Source organism: Microbacterium sp. 22179, assembly GCF_052045715.1.
GTDB classification, from domain to species: domain Bacteria; phylum Actinomycetota; class Actinomycetes; order Actinomycetales; family Microbacteriaceae; genus Microbacterium; species Microbacterium galbinum.
Genome location: NZ_JBQEPJ010000002.1, coordinates 387348 through 405943, shown reverse-complemented (window position 1 = coordinate 405943; position 18596 = coordinate 387348). Strand labels below are relative to the sequence as shown.

Below are 18596 nucleotides of genomic sequence, written 5' to 3'. Positions count from 1 at the left end.
TTCTGCACAGCCCGCGACTCTCTTGCGTTCTGCACAAAATCCGGGGTGTAACGGCCTCGAGGTGCTCATGACGCTCGCGAGAACGGCACGATCGGCGGATGCGTCCGTCCCCGCTTCCGTCAGCTCTGCCCACCGCGTTCACCGTCTCTGCAGCGCTCACCGAAGGAGTGACCCTCAAACGGATGCGGGCGAAAGACCTCGATCGGCCGTTCCACGGCACACGCGCTCGGGTCGCGCTCGAGAACACGGAGAAGCTGCGACTCCTCCTCGAGGCGCTGCCCTCGCACGCCTTCGTCTGCAACATCACGGCAGCGCTGCTCTGGGGTCTGCCACTCCCGATGAAGGAAGAGGCGGATGCCTGGGCGCGTCCCCGAATCGGCGTGGCCCGGGCCGAGACTCGGATCCGACGAGCCGGAGTTCTCGGGCACCGACTCGAAACGGAGGAGGACGATGTCCTCGTCGTCGACGGCATCCGTGTTCTCGCGCCGGCTCGGCTGTGGGTCGATGTATCGCGAGTTCTCTCGCTTCCGCACCTCCTCGCCCTCACCGACGCGATCATCAGCCGTCGGCATCCGATCGCCACCCTCGATGGGTTGATGAGCGCTCACCATCGGTTTCGCGGTGGGCGCGGCGCGAGGCCGAGGGAACGCGCCCTGGAGTTGGCCGACGACCGAGCCGAATCGCCGCGCGAATCGATGGTGCGCCTGATCCTGATCGAGGCCGGTCTCCCCACGCCGCAGTGCAATGTGGAGATCCGAGACGGGCACCGCTTCATCGCCCGGGTCGACATGCTCTACCCCGAGTCGCGTTTGATCATCGAGTACGACGGCGATCACCATCGTGACCCCGACCAGTGGAGTCGCGATCAGATCCGTCGCGCGGAGCTCGAGGCGCTCGGGTACCGATATGTGACAGTCACGCGCCGCGACTTCGACGATCCTGCCGCGCTCGTGCGGCGTGTGCGTCGGCTGCTCGCGGGCGCGGCGTGATCTGAGGGGTCAGAACACGCCTCCTCGGGGGGCCGGAAGCGGCGTGTTCTGACCCCTCACGTCGCACGGCGCAGAAGCGCTCGCGTGAGGGGTCACGACACGCCTTACAGCCCGGAGAGGGCAGGGCGTGTTCTGACCCCTCACGGGGCGCACGCGGCCACGAAGGACCCGACGGATGCCGAGCCGGCACTCGACACCCGATCAGACCGCGCGGGCCGGGGCGGGCGTAGGGTCGAAGCATGGCCAATGTCGCTGAGAACATCGTCAAGACTCTGCACGCCAACGGGATCGACCGGGTCTACGGACTGCCGGGCGATTCGCTCAACGGTTTCACCGACGCCCTCCGAAAGGACGGCACGATCCGCTGGGTCCACGTGCGCCACGAGGAGGCCGCCGCCTTCGCCGCCGCTGCGGATGCCGCCACCACGGGCGACCTCGCGGTCGTCGCGGGCTCCTGCGGGCCGGGAAACCTCCACCTGATCAACGGTCTGTACGACGCCAATCGCTCGCGTGTTCCGGTGCTCGCCATCGCCGCGCACATCCCGACGAACGAGATCGGCACGGGCTACTTCCAGGAGACGCACCCGCAGGAGCTGTTCCGCGAGTGCAGCGTGTACGTCGAGTACGTCGCCGACACCAAGCAGATGCCGCGGCTGATGGAGATCGCGATGCGCGCGGCGATCGAGAAGCGCGGCGTCGCCGTGCTGGTGATTCCGGGCGACGTCGCACTCTCCGAGATCGCCGACGACCGCAGCGTCGTGATCGAGCGCACCCGCCCGGTCGTCGTGCCCAGCGGCCCCGAGCTCGAGAAGGCGGCGACCCTGCTCAACGCTGCGAAGAAGGTCACGATCCTCGCGGGCGCCGGCGTCGAGGGAGCGCACGACGAGGTCATCGCCCTCGCGGATGCTCTCGGCGCACCCATCGTCCACGCGCTCCGCGGCAAGGAGTTCATCGAGTACGACAACCCGTTCGACGTGGGCATGACGGGGTTGCTCGGATTCGCCTCGGGCTATCGCGCGATGGAGTCCGCCGACGCGCTCCTGGTGCTCGGCAGTGACTTCCCCTATGAGCAGTTCTATCCCGACAAGGCGAAGACGATCCAGGTCGACATCCGCGGCTCGCAGCTCGGCAAGCGGCATCCGCTCGATCTGGGCCTCGTCGGCGACGTACGTGCGACGGCCGAAGCCCTTCTCCCGCGCATCGCCCGCAAGGACGACCGCGGCCACCTCGACGACGCCCTCGCGCACTACCGCAAGACCCGTGCGAAGCTCGACGACCTCGCGGTGCCGACGAAGCCGGGGCGTCCGATCCATCCGCAGTACCTCGCGAAGCTGCTGAACGACCACGCCGCAGACGACGCGATCTTCACCGCCGATGTCGGGTCTCCCACCGTCTGGGCGGCCCGCTACCTGCACATGACCGAGCAGCGCCGTCTAATCGGCTCGTTCACGCACGGGTCGATGGCGAACGCGCTGCTGCACGGTATCGGGGCGCAGGTCGCGCACCCCGACCGGCAGGTCGTCGCGCTCGCGGGCGACGGCGGACTCGCGATGATGCTCGGCGAGCTGATCACCCTCACCCAGAACCACCTGCCGGTGAAGACGATCGTCGTGAACAACTCTTCGCTCAACTTCGTCGAGCTCGAGATGAAGGCGGCGGGCTTCGTCACCTACGGCACCGACCTGACGAACCCGAGTTTCGCGGCGATCGCCGAGGCGATGGGCATCTTCGCGCGTCGGGTCGAGAACAGCGAGGACCTGCCGGATGCCGTCCGCGAGGTCCTCGCGCACGATGGCCCCGCGCTGCTCGACGTCGTCACCGAGCGCCAGGAGCTGTCGATGCCCCCGGCGATCGAGGCGGCGCAGGTCAAGGGCTTCGCGCTCTACGCCATCCGCACGGTCATGTCGGGACGTGGCGACGAACTCCTCGACCTGGCACGCGCGAACTGGCGCCAGTTCCTCTGACCCTCCATTGCGCTCAGGGATCCAGGAATCTGGGTCCCTGAGCCTGTCGAAGGGCCCGCCGCGAGAGACTCAGCTCTCGACGAGTGCCCGCACCTCGGCGGCCTCGCCGTGACGGCCGAGTCCCTCGAGCACGTCGCCGAGTTCGAGGGCCGCGACCTGTCGCAGCTGCGGGAACTCCGCCCCGTGCTCGATCGCACTGCGGTACACGGCCACCGCATCGGAACCGCGCTCGTTCGAGACGAGCACGCGGGCGGCGAACAGCTCCGAGCCCCCGGCGGAGCCGGTGTCTCCGATGGTCGCGAAGGCATCGGCGGCGGTGAGCGCGGCGGCGACGGACTCGTCGATCCGTCCGAGCTGGGCGAGCGCGCGCCCGCGGGAGTCCGTGACATCGGCGCGCAGCCAGTCGGCCTCGTGCTCGGTCGCGAGGGCTGCGACCTCGTCGAAGAGCGCGAACGCCCGCTCGTCGCCGCGCCCGCCGTAGGCCTGTCCGAGGTTGTGCAGCACATCGGCCATGACGCCCACGGCGTCGGGTGCGCGACGCACGATGTCGGCGGCCGATTCGAGCAGCGCGAGCGCATCGTCGTTCTCGTCGAAGCGGGCGAGGATCTTGGCCTGCTCGCTCATGGCGCTGGCCTGATCCGCGTACTCCTCGCCCTGGCCGAACAGGTCGGCGGCGTAGCCGTACGCGCCGACCGCCTGACCGAACTCGCCCGCCGTGGCGAGCGAGCGGGCGAGCAGCATCGCCGTGGCGGCGCGCGAGGCGGGTTCGACCTCGGCCTTCTCCTCGCGCTCGAGCACGGTACCGAACAGCTCGGCGGCCTCCTCCGCATCGCCGGCCGCGAGCATCGCACGCGCGAGACGGAAGTCGGCGCCCGTGGCATCCGCCCCTTCCTGTGCGGCGATGCGCGCGAGCACCCGGAACCGCGCGACGGCCTTCTCGGGCTCGCCGGCGTCCTCCCACAGCGCGCCCGCGAGCAGGTGGGCCGAGCCGAGTGCACGGGTGGCCCCGAGGCCCGCGATCAGGCGGCAGACCTCGTCGGCATCGGCAGCGCCCTCGGCGAAGTCGCCGCTGCCGCCACGGATGCGGGCCCGCGTCTCGAGTGCGTGCGCCCGGTGGCCCGTGCTGAGGTCGTCCTGCGCGATCAGCCGGTCGAGCAGAGCGGATGCCGCTTCGGTGTCGCCCTTGTGCAGCAACGCCGAGATCGCGACGAGCGTCGTCGTGTTCGACAGGCGGGCGTCCTCGGCCTCCGCGAATGCGCGCGCCGCCTGCTCGGCGAGGTTCAGCGCGGCGTCGGCGTCGTCGCCGCGCAGGTGCAGCGATGCCCGGCTCAGGGCGAGATCTCCCCGCGACCACGCCGGCAGAGCCGTGGCGTCGGCGAGCTCGCGGTCGAGGGCAGCGGCATCCTCGGGGGTCGCGAGGCCGAAGGTCGCGAGCCCGAGGCGTTCCTCGAGATCGGCCTGCTCGGCCTTCCCTGCCGCGCGCAGCGCGGCGATGCGCTCGGGAAGCACCGGCCACGCCTCCTCGGCACGATCGAGCGCGACGAGGATGCCGAGGCGCATCGACAGCAGCTGCGCGCGCTTCTCGGGGTCGGCGACCTCGAGGGCGTGCGGGAGCGCGGCGAGGGTGCCCTGCTCGTCGCCGTACTGGGCGAGCTGCATCGCGCGCTCGTACCAGCCGTCGGCGTCCGTCGGATCGACGGTGGCGGGCTGTGCGACGAAGGCATCCGAGCGGATCGGCACGTCGTAGCTCTCGGTTCCGAGCGCGCGCATTCGCTCGAGTGCGCGGGCGTGACCGTCGGTACCGTCGCGGCGGTCGAACTCCGCACCGAGGCGCTCGGCCGTCGCCCAGGCGGCTGCGGCGAGGTCGGCGGCGCTCCAGGGACCGTCGTGCGGTCCGAAGAACGGCACGAGGGCCGCGGCATCCGCTCCCCGCACCGGGGTCTCGCCATGACCGGTCGCGGCGACGCGGTCGAGCGCGACGGCGAACGCGGCGAGTGCGGCGAAGTGCGCGTCGACATTGAGTCCGTCGTGCGCGAGCCAGCCGATGTGCCGTTCGACGAGCGACAGTGCGCGCGCCTCGTTGCCGGTGATCGCGGTGAAGACGATGTTGTTCGCGACGATGCGGAGGTTGTCGGGGTTGTCCTTCGCGAGCCGGTAGCTGCGCAGGTGCGCGGTCTTGGCCTCTTCGCCCCGCCCGTTGCGCAAGTACGGCACCAGCACGCGCGAGAGGGCGTGCTCGGGTTCCTCGCCGCACGAGAAACCGCCCTCGATCATCTCTTCGACGAGGCGGATGGCGTCGGCATCCCGATCCGTCTCTGCGAAGAACCCGGCGAACTGGCTGCGCCCGCAGGCGTCGCAGTGGCTGTGATCGTCGCGCGGGGTGGCCTCGAGCTGCACGCGCAGCGCCTCGGCATCGTCGATGCGTCCCGCGTCCCACGCGTCTTCGAAGCGGGCGGTGAGCACGCCGCTGAGTCCGAGGTCGGCCGCGCGGTAGTGGTTCTCCATGTCGTCGAGCACCGCAGCGATCTGCTCCTGCGAGAACGCGGGGGAGGAGCGCAGCGACGACGCCATCCACTTGAACTGCCACATCAGGTCGGCGCCGCCGTACTCGAGGTCGGCGGGGAACCGGCCGGGGTCGGCGTCGTGGCGGGCGAGGCACCAGGCGAACGAGTTGAGCATGACGTCGGTCGCGCCGTTCATGTTCGCCGATGCGGTCTGCCGCATGCGCGCCTGGTACTCGAGCTGCTCGTCGCCGATCTCCTGCGCGAGAGCGACCGCCTCGGCGACGAGCGTCTGCTCGGCGGGGCCCCAGGGCGTGCGGTCGATCTCTTCGATGAGCTGCGAGAAGCGCTTCTTCGGACGGGTCATGGACATCTCCTCGGTGCGGGAATCAGCGGGCGGGCCCGTCGGCGGTGCCCTCGAAGGGGAACGCGTCCTCTTCGAGACCGGCCGAGAGCGAGACGAGGTCGCTGAGAGCCGTGGTCATCAGCGTGCGGTCGGCATCGCTGAGCGGGTGGTGCCCGGCGAGCAGGGCCTGGATGTACAGCAGCTGGAGGGTGCGCGCGAACACGGCGTCGTCATCGACGCGGACCAGCGCGCGCACGACGCGGTTCGACCAGTTCAGGCACAGGCGCGCGCTCAGGTCGTCGTCGCGGGCGGAGGACAGCGTCTGGTCGATCTTGTCGAGCACACCGCCCCAGAGCGAGCCGGTGATGCCCTTCGTGCGGCCGCGGTCGATCGCACGCAGCACGTCCGGGTCGGCGACGTACAGGCCGGTCAGGTCGGGGCGGTCGATCGATCGCACCACGACCGCGCACGACGAGGCCGCGAGCACGGCGCTCGCCCTGGCCTCGAGGGCGACGGCGGCGTCGCGGTCGTCGAGCGGCGGAGGGTCGAGCCGGTCGAGTTCACCGGTGACGTCGACCTTCTCGATCGTCACGGCGGGGTAGAGGTCCGGCAGCATGCGCACGAGGTCGGCGTCGTAGAGGTAGCCGCCGTTGACGAGCACCTCGGATGCCGGCGAGATGCCGGCGACCTGGCGGAACTCGTCGACCGACGAGGCGTAGCGCACGTGCGGGTAGCGTTCGACGAGGTCGCCCAGCTGCATCGTGCCGTGGGTCGTCTCGACGGTCAGCCACCGGGTGATGAACCGGGCCAGTTCCTCGTCGTGGCGCACGAGCGACTTGAGCCCGAGCTCGTGGATCGCCACGAACTGGGCCAGCCGGTGCGGCTCGCGCAGACCGAGCTCGAGGATCCAGCGGCGGATGCCGGCGCCGAGCTGTTCGCGCACGCGTTCGAGTGCCGCGTCCTCGACGAGCGATTCGCGGCTCGCGGTGGGCGCGAGCCCGGTGGAGTCGACGACCGCTCTGACGAAGAACGCCCAGTCGGGGAGCACGTCGGCGGCGCGCTCCGAGAGGAGCATCCGGCCGAGGTACATGCGCGTGGCCTGCCGTGCGCCGGGAGGAGGAGCGAAGGGCAGCACGTAGGCGAGTCCGCGGGTGCCGGTGGCCGGCTCGTGCAGTTCGATGACGTCGAGGGGCGCCGCGCCGAGCAGTTCGCGGCCGTACTGCACGGCGGTTTCGGGGGTGCCGTCGAGGAACGGGGCCGGGTGCGTGATATCGAGGTCGCCCGCGCCGGAGTCGATCGTGACCCGCACGGGGAGGAACTCGCCGAACGCGGTCGCGAGCTCGTTCACCGCGGCGGGGCGCAGCAGGTCGCCCGCGTCGAAGCGCGGCACGAGGTGCACGCTCGTGCCGATCGGCAGCTCCTCGTCGATCTCGGCGACCTGGAAGGTGCCGTCCGAGCTGCCCGTCCACTCGACCGACGCCCCGCCCTTCGCGCTGCGGGAGCGGATGACGATGGTGTCGGCGACCATGAAGCAACTGAGCAGGCCGATCCCGAACTGGCCGAGGTAGTCGCTGCGGGGCAGGTCGAAGATGTCGCGCTTGGAGCTGCGGCCGACGGTGGCGAGCAGATCGGCGACCTCGGTGAGCGTGAGTCCCACGCCGTCGTCGCGCAGCACGAACTCGCCGTTCTCGGCGGTGAGCGGGGTGATGCGGATCCGTCCGCCCTCGCCGTCGACCTCTCGTCGGGCGGTGATCGCGTCACGGGCGTTCTGCAGCAGCTCGCGCAGATAGACCCGGGGGCTGGAGTAGATGTGGCGGCTCAGGAGGTCGACGACGCCGCGCAGATCGACCTGGAACTGCTGCACATCCGCTGTCATCGACACCCCTCCCAGAGATTCCCCGCATCGAAGCCTACAAGAGGGCGCCGACGTCGCCCCGGTTCGGCGGGCGACGTCGGATGCCGTACACTGGGGGAGCAGTTTGTTCTCTGCATTCTTTCGCCGTGCCCCGGGTCACTCCGAGTCATTCCGTGAAAGGATGTGGGAACACCCCGAGACCTCCCGGTCTCTAGGGCGGTAGCTCAATTGGCAGAGCAGCGGTCTCCAAAACCGCAGGTTGCAGGTTCGATTCCTGTCCGCCCTGCGCGTCAGCGCACGCTGACACACGAAAGGTACATTCAGGATGAGTCAGGACGAACCGCGCGGCGAGGTCATCGCGGCTGGCGCCGCCCGCGAGAAGAAGGGCAACCCCTTCTCCCGGTTCTTCGGAAGCATCGCCCTGTTCATCCGCCAGGTCATCTCCGAACTGCGCAAGGTCGTCACGCCGACCCGCAAAGAGCTGTTCAAGTTCACCGCGGTCGTGCTCGTCTTCGTCCTGATCGTGATGGGTATCGTCTACGGCCTCGACACGTTCTTCGCGTTCGTGACGCACTACGTGTTCGGTATCCCCGGCTGATGACACCCCCGCGGCTCGCGCCGCAGGCTGACCGAAAAGTCTCCACGGCTCTCGCCGCGGTGAGTGGAAAGAAGCAACGTGTCTGAACGATATTCCGACGACGCCGACTGGGCACCTGCCGCAGAGCAGTCCAGCGAAGAGGACGAGGCCCAGGAGGGCAACATCCTCGCCGAGGAAGAGCGCGCATCCGAGTCGGCGGAGCACGTGGCCGTGCACGTCGAGGACGAAGACGGCGATGACACCGACGACGACATCGAAATCGAAGACCCGGAGGCGGACGCGATCGTGAACGACGCTCTCAACCTGGACGAGGCAGCGGAGTCCGAAGCCGCCGCCGAGGTCCTGAACGACGCAGTGGCCGAAGAGACGGCCGAGCTCGAGGCCGCCGAGGCCGACGAGGTCACCCCCTACGACGGGCCCGACGTGAACGGTGAGGAAGACCGTCCCGCCGCCGACGTCGAGGCCGACGAGGCCGACGAGGACTCCGAGGAAGACCCCTACGAGGCGTTCCGCCTCGACCTGCGGATGCTTCCCGGCAAGTGGTACGTCATCCACTCGTACGCGGGCTTCGAGCGCAAGGTCAAGGCGAACATCGAGCAGCGCAAGTCGACGCTCGAGGTCGAGGACGAGATCTACCAGGTCGAGGTCCCGATGGAGGACGTCGTCGAGATCAAGAACGGCCAGCGCAAGATGGTCACCCGCGTGCGCATCCCCGGCTACGTGCTCGTGCGCATGGAGCTCACGGAAGACACCTGGTCGGTCGTGCGCCACACCCCGGGTGTCACGGGCTTCGTGGGCAACGCCCACAACCCCACGCCGCTGCGCTTCGAAGAGGCCTTCAACATGCTGAAGTCGCTCGTCGAGGTCAAGGACGTGCCGACCGCCAAGAACATCGCGTCGAAGGGCGGCGTCGCCGTCGCCCGTCCGCTGCCGGCAGAGGTCGACTTCGAGGTCGGCGAGACGATCACCATCAAGGAGGGTTCGTTCGCGGGCCTTCCCGGTTCGATCAGCGAGATCAAGCCCGAGAGCGGCAAGCTCACGGTCCTCGTCTCGCTCTTCGAGCGCGAGACCCCGGTCGAGCTGTCGTTCGACCAGGTCACGAAGATGATCTGACCCAGAACTCTTCACGCAGAACGCCCCGCCGGTCCGTCCGGCGGGGCGTTCTGCGTTCGGTCGCTAGTCGCGATCAGCCGCGGCGACCATCGCGACCACGAAGTACGCGACGCTGTCCTCCGGGCCGTTCTCCACGCGCTTGAACGCCTTGCTCAGCGGATTGGAATAGTCGCCCTTCGGGCCGACGACCAGAAGGTCGAACGGAGCCCGGAGAGGTACGTACTCCGGAGTCTTCACCCATCTGTAGCCGTGCTGGCGCACCATCACCTCGCCCACGTAGAACCCGGCGGCGAGCACGGTCTCCGCCACGGCGTCGCTGCCGGGTTCCTCGAAGTTCCCGAGCACGCCGTCGACCGTGCGCAGACTCTCGACCGAGTAGTCGAGAGTGATGCCGTCGATGTTCCGCACGGCGTCGGCGAACGTCTGCGCGTGCGCTGCGGCGAACTCCGCCTCGGGCGGATGCTGCAGGCGCAGACCCCGGCCGGAGAACGCGGCTCCGCGAACCGGAGCACCGCCGTCGAGCTCGGCGGCCAGTTCCGCCTCGAGGTCGCCGCGGATGATCGGCATCGCCGTCGTCGGCGGCGCGGTTTCGACGCGCGGTGCGGGTGGGGGAGTCGGGGTCTTCGGCGTGCGGCGGAACAGTCCCATTCGTGCTCTCCTTCTCCTGCCACCTCTCGTGCCGAGGTGGCGGTGGCTGACCCGTTCACCCTCGCATCCGTATCCGACTTCCGGCTGGGAACACCCGCGCGTCGCGCGAGGTGCGAGCTGCGGCATCCATCCGGTAGACTTCTATGGTTTGTGCGCCGTTTCTGCGTGCGTGCGAACATCACCGCCGTCCGGAATCGCCGGATCGCGGGAGAGCGGATGCATCCGGCATCCGTTCGAGGAAAGGAAGAGGAAATGGCACCGAAGAAGAAGGTGACCGGCCTGATCAAGCTTCAGATCAACGCCGGTGCAGCCAACCCGGCGCCGCCGATCGGCCCCGCGCTCGGTCAGCATGGCGTCAACATCATGGAGTTCTGCAAGGCGTACAACGCCGCGACCGAGTCGCAGCGCGGCAACGTCATCCCCGTCGAGATCACCGTCTACGAGGACCGCAGCTTCACCTTCATCCTGAAGACCCCGCCCGCAGCGGAGCTCATCAAGAAGGCCGCCGGCGTGCCCAAGGGCTCGTCGACCCCGCACACCGTCAAGGTCGCGAAGATCACCAAGGAGCAGGTCCGTCAGATCGCCGAGCAGAAGCAGGCCGACCTGAACGCGAACGACATCGAGGCCGCCTCGAAGATCATCGCCGGAACCGCCCGTTCCATGGGCATCACGGTCGAGGGCTGAGGAGAATAATCATGGCTAAGTCCAAGGCTTACAAGGCTGCCGCCGAGAAGATCGAGGCAGACCGTTTCTACACCCCGACCGAGGCAGTCGCCCTCGCGAAGGAGACCGGCTCGTCGAAGTTCGACTCGACCGTCGAGGTCGCGCTGAAGCTCTCCGTCGACCCCCGCAAGGCGGACCAGATGGTGCGCGGCACCGTCATCCTGCCCCACGGCACCGGCAAGACCGCCCGCGTCATCGTCTTCGCCACCGGCCCCGCAGCCGAGGCAGCGATCGCTGCGGGTGCCGATGAGGTCGGCGGCGCCGAGCTCATCGAGAAGGTCGCCGGCGGCTGGACCGCGTTCGACGCGGCCGTCTCCACCCCGGAGCTCATGGGCCAGGTCGGTCGTCTCGGCAAGGTCCTGGGTCCGCGCGGCCTGATGCCGAACCCGAAGACCGGCACCGTGACCCCGAACACGGCCAAGGCCGTCGAGGAGATCAAGGGCGGAAAGATCGAGTTCCGCGTCGACAAGCACGCCAACGTGCACTTCGTCGTCGGCAAGGCCTCCTTCACCGCCGAGCAGCTCGACGAGAACATCGGCGCAGCGCTCGAGGAGATCGTCCGCCTCAAGCCGTCCAGCTCGAAGGGCCGTTACATCCAGAAGGGTGCGGTGTCGACCACGTTCGGCCCCGGCATCCCGCTGGACGTCAACTCCATCTGACGCTGAGTCACCGAAACGCCCCCGGGTCCGCCCGGGGGCGTTTCTGCGTCCCGGCATCCGCGCCCGATATACCAAAACCGCAACGCAACGTCATCGCCGGCCCGCCACCCCCTCGACTCCACGTACTGTGGGGGAGTCCCGCCGCGGTCGCGTAAAATCGCACCGCGCACCTTATGCCCCAGGAGGGTTCATGTCCCGTCGTCTCATCGCCGTCACCGCACTCGTCGTCGCCGCCGCGGCGCTCACCGCCTGCAGCGGTTCGAGCACGCCCGCCAGCACGTCGGGCGACGAGAGCTCGGCATCCTCCGACTTCGGCCTCGCGACGGAGGGCACGCTCACGGTCGGTACCGAGGGCACCTACCGCCCCTTCAGCTTCCACGACGACAACGGCGCGGGCGAGCTCACCGGCTACGACGTCGAGATCATCGAGGCCGTCGCCGACAAGCTGGGCCTCGAGGTCACCTTCGAGGAGACCCAGTGGGACGCGATCTTCGCGGGGCTCGACGCGGGCCGCTTCGACGTGATCGCGAACCAGGTCACGATCAACGACGACCGCACGGCGAAGTACCTCTTCAGCACGCCGTACACCGTGTCGCCCGGCGTGATCGTGGTCGCCGATGACGACGACTCCATCTCGTCGTTCGCCGACCTCGAGGGCAAGACCACCGCCCAGTCGCTCACGAGCAACTGGAAGGACCTCGCCGAGGAGTCCGGCGCCAAGGTCGAGGGCGTCGAGGGCTGGGCGCAGGCCGTCGAGCTGCTGCGTCAGGGCCGCGTCGACGCGACCATCAACGACAAGCTCACCTTCCTCGACTACGAGACGACCAACAGCCCGACGGGCCTCAAGATCGCTGCCGAGACCGACGAGGCGGGCGAGCAGGCCTTCGCCTTCACGAAGGACAAGGAGTCGCTCGTCGAAGCCGTCGACGCCGCGCTCGAAGAGCTGCGCGCAGACGGCACGATCGCCGAGATCAGCGAGAAGTACTTCGGCGAAGACGTCTCGCAGTAACCGATGGAGAGCCCCTGGCAGCTGTTCCTGGACTCGCTCGGGCCGATCGCCCTGGCGGGTCTGACGGCGACGGTCCCGCTCGCGCTGGCGTCGTTCGCCCTGGGGCTCCTCATCGCGGTCGGCGTCGCCCTGATGCGGATCTCGGTGAACCCGATCGTCTCGGGAGTCGCCCGGTTCTACATCTCGGTGATCCGCGGCACCCCGCTGCTCGTGCAGCTGTTCGTGATCTTCTACGGCATGCCCTCGATCGGCATCACGATCGATCCCTGGCCGAGTGCGATCATCGCCCTGTCGCTGAACGTCGGCGGCTACGGCGCCGAGGTCGTGCGTGCCGCGATCCTCTCCGTGCCGCAGGGGCAGTGGGAGGCCGCGTACACGGTGGGCATGAACCGCACCCGCACGCTGACGCGCATCGTCCTGCCGCAGGCCGCGCGGGTGTCGGTGCCCCCGCTGTCGAACACGTTCATCTCGCTCGTGAAGGACACCTCGCTCGCGTCGCTGATCCTCGTGACCGAGCTGTTCAAGGTGGCGCAGCAGATCGCCTCGACCACCTACGAGTTCATGGTGCTCTACCTCGCCGCGGCGCTGGTCTACTGGGTGTTCTGCCTCGTGCTGTCGTTCGGCCAGAGCGCCCTCGAGAGGAGGCTCGACAGCCGTGTCGCCCACTGACCCGATCGCACTCCCGCCCCAGGCCCCGCAGAGCGAGGAGCTGCTCGCCGCCCGCGGCCTCCGCAAGAGCTTCGGCGACAACGAGGTGCTCCGCGGCATCGATCTGACGCTGCACCGCGGAGAGGTCGTCGTGCTCGTCGGCCCCAGCGGCTCCGGCAAGACGACCGTGCTGCGCGCGCTCAACGGCCTCGAGACCCCGGATGCCGGCACGATCGTCGTCGCGGGTGGACCCGACATCGACTTCGCCCCGGACGCTCGCCCGAAGCCGCGCGTGCAGAAGCAGAAGCGTCTCGCCCTGCGCGATCGCTCGGCGATGGTGTTCCAGCACCACAACCTCTTCCCGCACCTCACCGTGCTCGAGAACGTGATCGAGGGTCCCTGGCGGGTGCAGGGGCGCCCGAAGGCCGAGGTCGTGGCCGAGGCGCGGGCCCTGCTCGACCGCGTGGGTCTCGCCGACAAGGCGGATGCTCGACCCCATCAGCTCTCGGGCGGTCAGCAGCAGCGCGTCGGCATCGTGCGTGCACTCGCTCTCAAGCCCGACCTGCTGCTGTTCGACGAGCCGACCAGTGCGCTCGACCCCGAGCTGGTGGGTGAGGTGCTGCTGGTGATCAAGGAGCTCGCCGACGAGGGCTGGACCATGGCCGTCGTCACCCACGAGCTGAGCTTCGCCCGCGAGGCCGCCGATCACGTGCTGTTCATGGACGGCGGCGTGGTGGTCGAGCAGGGGCCGCCGGACGAGCTCTTCAGCGCCCCGAAGCACGAGCGCACGCAGCGCTTCCTCACGCGCATCCTGCGCCCCCTCGACGGCATCTGACCCGGAAGCGCGCCCTCAACCCAGAACGGGCAGCACGAGGCTGACGGCGAGTGCGATCATCACGACGGCGATGAGCGCGTCGAGGATCCTCCACGAGCGCGGCGTCCGCAGCCAACGGCCCAGGTGGCGGGCGCCGAAGCCGAGAGCGGTGAACCACAGGATGCTGGCCGTCACCGCGCCGGCGGCGAAGAGCCAGCGCTCCTCGCCGTGCGTCGCGGCGATCGAGCCGAGCATCAGCACGGTGTCGAGGTACACGTGCGGGTTCAGCCAGGTGAGGGCGAGGACGGTGAGGACCACCGGCGCCAGGGCGGTGCGCGTCGCGGTGGCCGTGCCGCCCGCAGAGGGGACGGTCTCGCCCGCGGGCTCCGAGGCATCCAGCGCCTGGCCCTCGCCGCGCCAGGCGCGACGGGCGGCGAGCAGGCCGTAGGTCAGCAGGAAGAGCGCCCCGGCCCAGCGGGCGACGACGACGAGCCAGGGGGCGGCGGCGATGACGAATCCGAGCCCGGCGACGCCGGCGATGATGAGCGCGGCATCCGAGAGCGCGCAGATCACGACGACCGCGAGAACGTGCTCGCGGCGGATGCCCTGACGCAGCACGAAGACGTTCTGCGCGCCGATCGCGACGATGAGGGAGAGGCCGAGGCCGAGGCCGGAGAGCACCGAGAGCATGGTCTCAGCGTAGAAAGCGCGTCCATAAAGAGCCAGCGCAGATTCCTTCAGAACCATTAGCATCGCTAATGTGAGGATCGATCCCGAACTGGCCGCCACTCTCGCCGCCGTCGCCGACGAAGGCACGCTCGACGCGGCATCCCGCGCGCTGCGCATCACCCCGTCCGCGGTCAGCCAGCGGGTGAAGACGCTGGAGCAGCAGCTGGGGCGCATCCTGCTCGTGCGCACCAAGCCCGTCCGACTCACCGAGGCGGGGGAGTCGGTGGTACGCCTCGCTCGCCAGATCGCTCTGCTCGAGCAGGATGCCCTGACCGGACTCGGTGTCGACGACGGCATCCCGACGAGCAGGCCCGTCATCCCGCTGGCCGTCAACGCCGACTCGATGGCGACGTGGTTCCTGCCTCCGCTCGCTCGCCTCGCGGAGCGGCACGGCATCGACTTCGATCTTCATCGCGACGATCAGAACTTCACCGCGCGCCTGCTCGAGTCCGGCGACGTGATGGCCGCGGTGACCAGCGAGAGCGCACCGGTGGCGGGCTGCTCGGTCTCGCCGCTCGGGGTGCTCGAGTACCGGGCGGCCGCGGCCCCCGGGTATGCGCAGCGATGGTTCCCGGGCGGGGTGACGGCGGATGCTCTCGCCGTCGCGCCCTTCGTGGACCTCGACCGCCGCGACACGCTGCAGCACGAGTGGTTGCGCACACAGGGCGTCTCGCCCGAGGGCATCCCGCGGCACTACGTCCCGGCATCCCACGACTACGCGCGCGCGGTCGAACTGGGGCTCGGATGGGGGATGGTCCCGGCCGTGCAGGAGGCTGCGGGGCTGGTGCACCTCGGCGCCCCGGCGCTGCGCGTGCAGCTCTACTGGCAGCAGTGGAACCTGCGCTCCGCCCTGCTCGACACGATCGCCGCCGAGATCGCCGCCGAGGCGCGGGCGGTCCTTCAGCCCTGAGCGGCGGTCGGCATGCCGGGCGTGCCGCCGGAGGCGAGGGCGTGCAGGAGTCGGGTGAGGCTCTCGATGTCGTCGATGTCCCAGTCGGTGAGCGACTGCATGAGCATGCCCTCCTGGGGTTTGCGGGCGAGCGCGAGGCGCTCCTGTCCGTGGGGCGTGAGGCGCAGGATCGACGAGCGGCGATCCGACGGATCGGCCGTGCGCTCGACGAGGTCGAGGTCTTCGAGCTCGCGGACGGTGCGGCTGGCCTGCCCCTTGTCCATCAGCATCCGCTCGGCGAGCATCGACACGGTCGCCTGCTCGCAGCGCGCGATCGTCGTGAACGCCTTGTATGCCCCGGGGAGCATGCCGGGGCTCACTCGGTTCGCGTTCTCCAGGATGAGGCGACGGAAGTGCGTGATCAGATCGCTGAACTCCGCCTCGAGGGCGCGGACCGCAGCGGTCCGCGCCTCCGAGGCGTCGATCGGGTGATCAGCGGCGGTCATCGGATGCCGTTCCCGTCGAGCCGCGGCCGTCGACGACGGTCAGGGTGCCGGTGGTCGCCGCACCCGAGAGGGCGACGGAGTCGGCGATCGCCGTCTCGCCGGCACCGTCGGCCGCGGCATCCGCCGACGCCCGCTCGCTCGTGGTCATCGTCGTCAGCGGCCGGTTCGGCAGGAACAGGATCGCCACGAGGCTGATGATGGCGAGCGGGATGCCGATGACGAAGGCGTGCGAGATCGCCTGCGCGTAGAAGTCCTCGATGATCGAGCGCACGGGCTCGGGGAGCAGGCGCACCTCGGGCAACGTGCCGCTGGTGAGCTGCGCCGCGACATCGGCGCCCTTCTCGCCGAGCTGCGCGATCGCGGCGCCCAGGCGCTCCTTGCCGTCGGCGAACAGCCCGGTGAGCGAGTTTGCGAGCACCGCACCCATCACCGAGACGCCGACGGTGCCGCCGAGGCTGCGGAAGAAGGTGACGCCCGAGCTCGCGACGCCCATCTCGCTGGGCTTCGCGACGTTCTGCACGATCAGCACGAGGTTCTGCATCGTCATGCCGACGCCGGCACCCATGAGGAACATGTAGATCGAGACGAGCACGAAGTCCGTGTCGTAGTGCAGTGTCGACAGCAGCACGGACCCGGCGATCAGCAGCACGGCCCCGAGCACCAGGTAGCCCTTCCACTTGCCGAAGCGCGTGACGAGCTGCCCGATCACCATCGACGAGATCAGCAGTCCCGCCATCATCGGCAGCGTCATGAGACCCGCCTCGGTGGGCGTCGCACCGCGCGAGAGCTGCATGTACTGCGCGAGGTAGACGGAGGTGCCGAACATCGCGACGCCGATCGAAATCGACGCGATGACGGAGAGCGTGAACGTGCGCCCGCGGAACAGCGTGAGCGGGATCAGCGGCTCGCGCACCTTCAGCTCGACGATGACGAACGCGATCGCGGCGACGACGGCTCCGCCCACCATGAGTGCCGTCTCGGTGCTCCACCAGTCGAAGGTCGACCCGGCGTTCGTGATCCAGATGAGGATCAGCGACACGGCGGCCGAGAGCAGGACGATGCCAACGTAGTCGATCGACGCCTTGCGGGTGCGCTCGGTCGAGATCTTCAGCGTGCGCTGCAGGATGATCAGCGCGGCGACGGCGAACGGCAGGGAGACGAAGAAGTTCCAGCGCCAGTTCGCGGCATCCGTGATCCATCCGCCCAGCAGCGGTCCGCCGACCGTCGCGACGGCCATGACGGCGCCGAAGAGACCCATGTACCGGCCGCGCTCGCGCGGGCTGATGATGTCGGCCATGATGACCTGGCTGAGGGCGGCGAGTCCGCCGCCGCCGAGACCCTGGATCGCGCGGAAGGCGATGAGGGTGTTCGTATCCTGCGCGAAGCCGGCCGCGGCGGTCGCGCCGACGAAGATGATGATCGCGATCTGGATCAGCAGCTTGCGGTTGAACAGGTCGGCGAGCTTTCCCCAGATCGGCGTCGAGATCGCGGTGGTCAGCAGGGTGGCGGTGATGACCCAGGTGTAGGCGGCCTGATCGCCACCGAGGTCGTGGACGATGACGGGCATCGGCGTCGAGACGACCGTGGTGGCGATCATCGAGACGAACATGCCGAGCAGGAGGCCGGTGAGGGCCTCGAGCACCTGGCGGTGCGTCATCTTGGCGGGAGCGGAGTCCGTGGACATGCAGGACCTTTCGCAGTCGGAGAGTGGATGCCGCGACAGCCCTGGCGCGCACGAAGATGGTTGAACTTCGTCAACTATAGGACGGTGGTTGATGTTCGTCAACTATCGATCCGCGCCGGGTCGCGAACGCGCAACGATCGGGACCGCAGGCGAAAGATACCTTGAACGACCGTGCAGTCTCGGGAAGGATGGCCGGAACGCAACGGTGCGCGGCCTCTGAGGGGTGGCCATACGACGTACCGGAGCGACCGATAAGAATTCCTGAGGGGGAATCGCACATGGTTACGAAGGATCGGAAGCGCAAGACTCTGGCAGTGCTGGCGGGCGGGCTCGTGCTCGGCGTCGGAGTGGCGGTGACGCTCGCGGCCTGGAACGACTCCGAGTTCGCGACCGGCACGTTCACCGCCGGCTCGTTCAATCTGCAGGGGTCGACCGCGGGTGACGTGAGCGCCAACTACAGCGATCACAACGTCGACACCGGAGGAACGGCGGCCACGCTCGCCTTCACGCTGCCCACCGGCGTCGTCGGCAACATGGCACCGGGAGACGCGGTCTACGCGGGCTTCTGGGTGCGACTCGCTCCCGGAACGACGACGGGCGCGAGCCTCTCGGCCGCCGGCACGACGACGGGTGCCGCCGCGACGACGAACTCCGGCAACCTGTCGTACCAGGTGTACCAACTCGCCCCCGGTGCCACCTGCAACGCGGCATCCGCCACCGGCACCCCCGTGGCGACCGGGGCGACGATGGACGCGCAGACCGGCGTGACCGCGATGACGCTCACTCAGGGAGCGGATGCCGCGACCGCCGGAACCGCCGTTCAGCTGTGCTTCAAGGTGACCGCCGGCACGGCGCTGAAGCAGGGCGTCGCGACCACGACGACCTGGAAGTTCACGGCGACGTCGACGAGCTGAGTCCGTC

Annotated in this window: 17 protein-coding genes and 1 tRNA gene; 12 read left to right on the top strand and 6 right to left on the bottom strand. The window is 69.1% G+C overall.

From position 1 onward, the window contains the following. Positions 1 to 98 precede the first annotated feature (98 nt). Complete coding sequence (locus tag ACTJKK_RS07030) at positions 99 to 989, top strand: endonuclease domain-containing protein (RefSeq protein ID WP_440747460.1); 891 nt, start codon at positions 99 to 101, stop codon at positions 987 to 989. 239 nt (positions 990 to 1228) lie between these two features. Then, positions 1229 to 2953 (top strand): ubiquinone-dependent pyruvate dehydrogenase, encoded by a 1725-nt coding sequence (poxB, locus tag ACTJKK_RS07025; RefSeq protein ID WP_440747459.1) that lies wholly within the window; start codon positions 1229 to 1231, stop codon positions 2951 to 2953. 69 nt (positions 2954 to 3022) lie between these two features. On the opposite strand, the gene ACTJKK_RS07020 is transcribed toward poxB, so the two are convergent. Both ACTJKK_RS07020 and ACTJKK_RS07015 read right to left on the bottom strand, forming a co-directional pair. Next, the gene (locus tag ACTJKK_RS07020) at positions 3023 to 5821 is read right to left on the bottom strand and encodes a hypothetical protein (RefSeq protein WP_440747458.1); all 2799 of its coding nucleotides are present in this window, start codon (positions 5819 to 5821) and stop codon (positions 3023 to 3025) included. Positions 5822 to 5843: 22 nt separating this feature from the next. Next, positions 5844 to 7676 (bottom strand): HSP90 family protein, encoded by a 1833-nt coding sequence (locus tag ACTJKK_RS07015; protein ID WP_440747457.1) that lies wholly within the window; start codon positions 7674 to 7676, stop codon positions 5844 to 5846. A 192-nt stretch (positions 7677 to 7868) separates the two neighbouring features. On the opposite strand from ACTJKK_RS07015, the gene ACTJKK_RS07010 reads away from it, so the two are divergent. The 3 genes from ACTJKK_RS07010 (at position 7869) to nusG (ending at position 9366) form a co-directional block, all read left to right on the top strand. After that, positions 7869 to 7941 (top strand) — tRNA-Trp (locus tag ACTJKK_RS07010). A gap of 39 nt (positions 7942 to 7980) precedes the next feature. Further along, complete coding sequence (gene secE / locus ACTJKK_RS07005; protein WP_247625129.1) at positions 7981 to 8253, top strand: preprotein translocase subunit SecE; 273 nt, start codon at positions 7981 to 7983, stop codon at positions 8251 to 8253. Positions 8254 to 8331: 78 nt separating this feature from the next. Beyond that, complete coding sequence (gene nusG, locus ACTJKK_RS07000) at positions 8332 to 9366, top strand: transcription termination/antitermination protein NusG (protein WP_440747456.1); 1035 nt, start codon at positions 8332 to 8334, stop codon at positions 9364 to 9366. Between the two features lie 63 nt (positions 9367 to 9429). Here the strand turns inward: nusG and ACTJKK_RS06995 are convergent, their stop codons facing one another. Further along, the gene (locus tag ACTJKK_RS06995; RefSeq protein ID WP_440747455.1) at positions 9430 to 10014 is read right to left on the bottom strand and encodes a hypothetical protein; all 585 of its coding nucleotides are present in this window, start codon (positions 10012 to 10014) and stop codon (positions 9430 to 9432) included. Between the two features lie 252 nt (positions 10015 to 10266). Between ACTJKK_RS06995 and rplK the strand changes: the two genes are divergently transcribed. From rplK to ACTJKK_RS06970, 5 genes are all read left to right on the top strand, one after another. Beyond that, entirely contained in the window at positions 10267 to 10698 is a 432-nt protein-coding gene (gene rplK / locus ACTJKK_RS06990; RefSeq protein WP_247625126.1) for a 50S ribosomal protein L11, read from the top strand. An 11-nt stretch (positions 10699 to 10709) separates the two neighbouring features. Further along, positions 10710 to 11396, top strand: coding sequence for a 50S ribosomal protein L1 (gene rplA / locus ACTJKK_RS06985; protein ID WP_247625125.1), 687 nt, complete (start codon positions 10710 to 10712; stop codon positions 11394 to 11396). Between the two features lie 190 nt (positions 11397 to 11586). Further along, entirely contained in the window at positions 11587 to 12405 is an 819-nt protein-coding gene (locus ACTJKK_RS06980) for an amino acid ABC transporter substrate-binding protein (RefSeq protein WP_440747454.1), read from the top strand. A 3-nt stretch (positions 12406 to 12408) separates the two neighbouring features. After that, positions 12409 to 13074 (top strand): amino acid ABC transporter permease, encoded by a 666-nt coding sequence (locus ACTJKK_RS06975; protein WP_440747453.1) that lies wholly within the window; start codon positions 12409 to 12411, stop codon positions 13072 to 13074. Then, positions 13061 to 13888 (top strand): amino acid ABC transporter ATP-binding protein, encoded by an 828-nt coding sequence (locus tag ACTJKK_RS06970; protein ID WP_440747452.1) that lies wholly within the window; start codon positions 13061 to 13063, stop codon positions 13886 to 13888. Before ACTJKK_RS06975 ends, ACTJKK_RS06970 begins: the two co-directional genes overlap by 14 nt. Before the next feature lie 15 nt (positions 13889 to 13903). On the opposite strand, the gene ACTJKK_RS06965 is transcribed toward ACTJKK_RS06970, so the two are convergent. Continuing rightward, entirely contained in the window at positions 13904 to 14557 is a 654-nt protein-coding gene (locus ACTJKK_RS06965) for a LysE/ArgO family amino acid transporter (protein WP_440747451.1), read from the bottom strand. A gap of 70 nt (positions 14558 to 14627) precedes the next feature. Between ACTJKK_RS06965 and ACTJKK_RS06960 the strand changes: the two genes are divergently transcribed. Then, positions 14628 to 15506 carry a LysR family transcriptional regulator ArgP gene (locus ACTJKK_RS06960; RefSeq protein ID WP_440747450.1) on the top strand — a complete coding sequence of 293 codons (879 nt, stop codon included), beginning with the start codon at positions 14628 to 14630 and terminating at the stop codon, positions 15504 to 15506. Here ACTJKK_RS06960 and ACTJKK_RS06955 read toward each other — a convergent pair. Together ACTJKK_RS06955 and ACTJKK_RS06950 are read right to left on the bottom strand one after the other, a co-directional pair. Next, on the bottom strand, positions 15497 to 15991 hold the full coding sequence (locus ACTJKK_RS06955) for a MarR family winged helix-turn-helix transcriptional regulator (protein ID WP_440747449.1): 495 nt from the start codon (positions 15989 to 15991) through the stop codon (positions 15497 to 15499). The genes ACTJKK_RS06960 and ACTJKK_RS06955 overlap by 10 nt on opposite strands. Continuing rightward, a complete protein-coding gene (locus ACTJKK_RS06950; protein WP_440747448.1) occupies positions 15978 to 17675 on the bottom strand; it encodes an MDR family MFS transporter in 1698 nt (565 codons plus the stop codon). The genes ACTJKK_RS06955 and ACTJKK_RS06950 overlap by 14 nt, the downstream gene beginning before the upstream one ends. A gap of 278 nt (positions 17676 to 17953) precedes the next feature. Between ACTJKK_RS06950 and ACTJKK_RS06945 the strand changes: the two genes are divergently transcribed. Continuing rightward, positions 17954 to 18589, top strand: a complete 636-nt coding sequence (locus ACTJKK_RS06945; RefSeq protein WP_247625118.1) for a SipW-dependent-type signal peptide-containing protein — start codon at positions 17954 to 17956, stop codon at positions 18587 to 18589. Positions 18590 to 18596 lie beyond the last annotated feature (7 nt).

Bases quoted from the DNA above. Each gene is read 5' to 3' on its own strand.
- ACTJKK_RS07030 (WP_440747460.1), top strand. From the start codon at position 99: ATGCGTCCGTCCCCGCTTCCGTCAGCTCTGCCCACCGCGTTCACCGTC.
- poxB (WP_440747459.1), top strand. From the start codon at position 1,229: ATGGCCAATGTCGCTGAGAACATCGTCAAGACTCTGCACGCCAACGGG.
- ACTJKK_RS07020 (WP_440747458.1), bottom strand. From the start codon at position 5,821: ATGACCCGTCCGAAGAAGCGCTTCTCGCAGCTCATCGAAGAGATCGAC.
- ACTJKK_RS07015 (WP_440747457.1), bottom strand. From the start codon at position 7,676: ATGACAGCGGATGTGCAGCAGTTCCAGGTCGATCTGCGCGGCGTCGTC.
- secE (WP_247625129.1), top strand. From the start codon at position 7,981: ATGAGTCAGGACGAACCGCGCGGCGAGGTCATCGCGGCTGGCGCCGCC.
- ACTJKK_RS06995 (WP_440747455.1), bottom strand. From the start codon at position 10,014: ATGGGACTGTTCCGCCGCACGCCGAAGACCCCGACTCCCCCACCCGCA.
- rplK (WP_247625126.1), top strand. From the start codon at position 10,267: ATGGCACCGAAGAAGAAGGTGACCGGCCTGATCAAGCTTCAGATCAAC.
- rplA (WP_247625125.1), top strand. From the start codon at position 10,710: ATGGCTAAGTCCAAGGCTTACAAGGCTGCCGCCGAGAAGATCGAGGCA.
- ACTJKK_RS06980 (WP_440747454.1), top strand. From the start codon at position 11,587: ATGTCCCGTCGTCTCATCGCCGTCACCGCACTCGTCGTCGCCGCCGCG.
- ACTJKK_RS06975 (WP_440747453.1), top strand. From the start codon at position 12,409: ATGGAGAGCCCCTGGCAGCTGTTCCTGGACTCGCTCGGGCCGATCGCC.
- ACTJKK_RS06965 (WP_440747451.1), bottom strand. From the start codon at position 14,557: ATGCTCTCGGTGCTCTCCGGCCTCGGCCTCGGCCTCTCCCTCATCGTC.
- ACTJKK_RS06955 (WP_440747449.1), bottom strand. From the start codon at position 15,991: ATGACCGCCGCTGATCACCCGATCGACGCCTCGGAGGCGCGGACCGCT.
- ACTJKK_RS06950 (WP_440747448.1), bottom strand. From the start codon at position 17,675: ATGTCCACGGACTCCGCTCCCGCCAAGATGACGCACCGCCAGGTGCTC.
- ACTJKK_RS06945 (WP_247625118.1), top strand. From the start codon at position 17,954: ATGGTTACGAAGGATCGGAAGCGCAAGACTCTGGCAGTGCTGGCGGGC.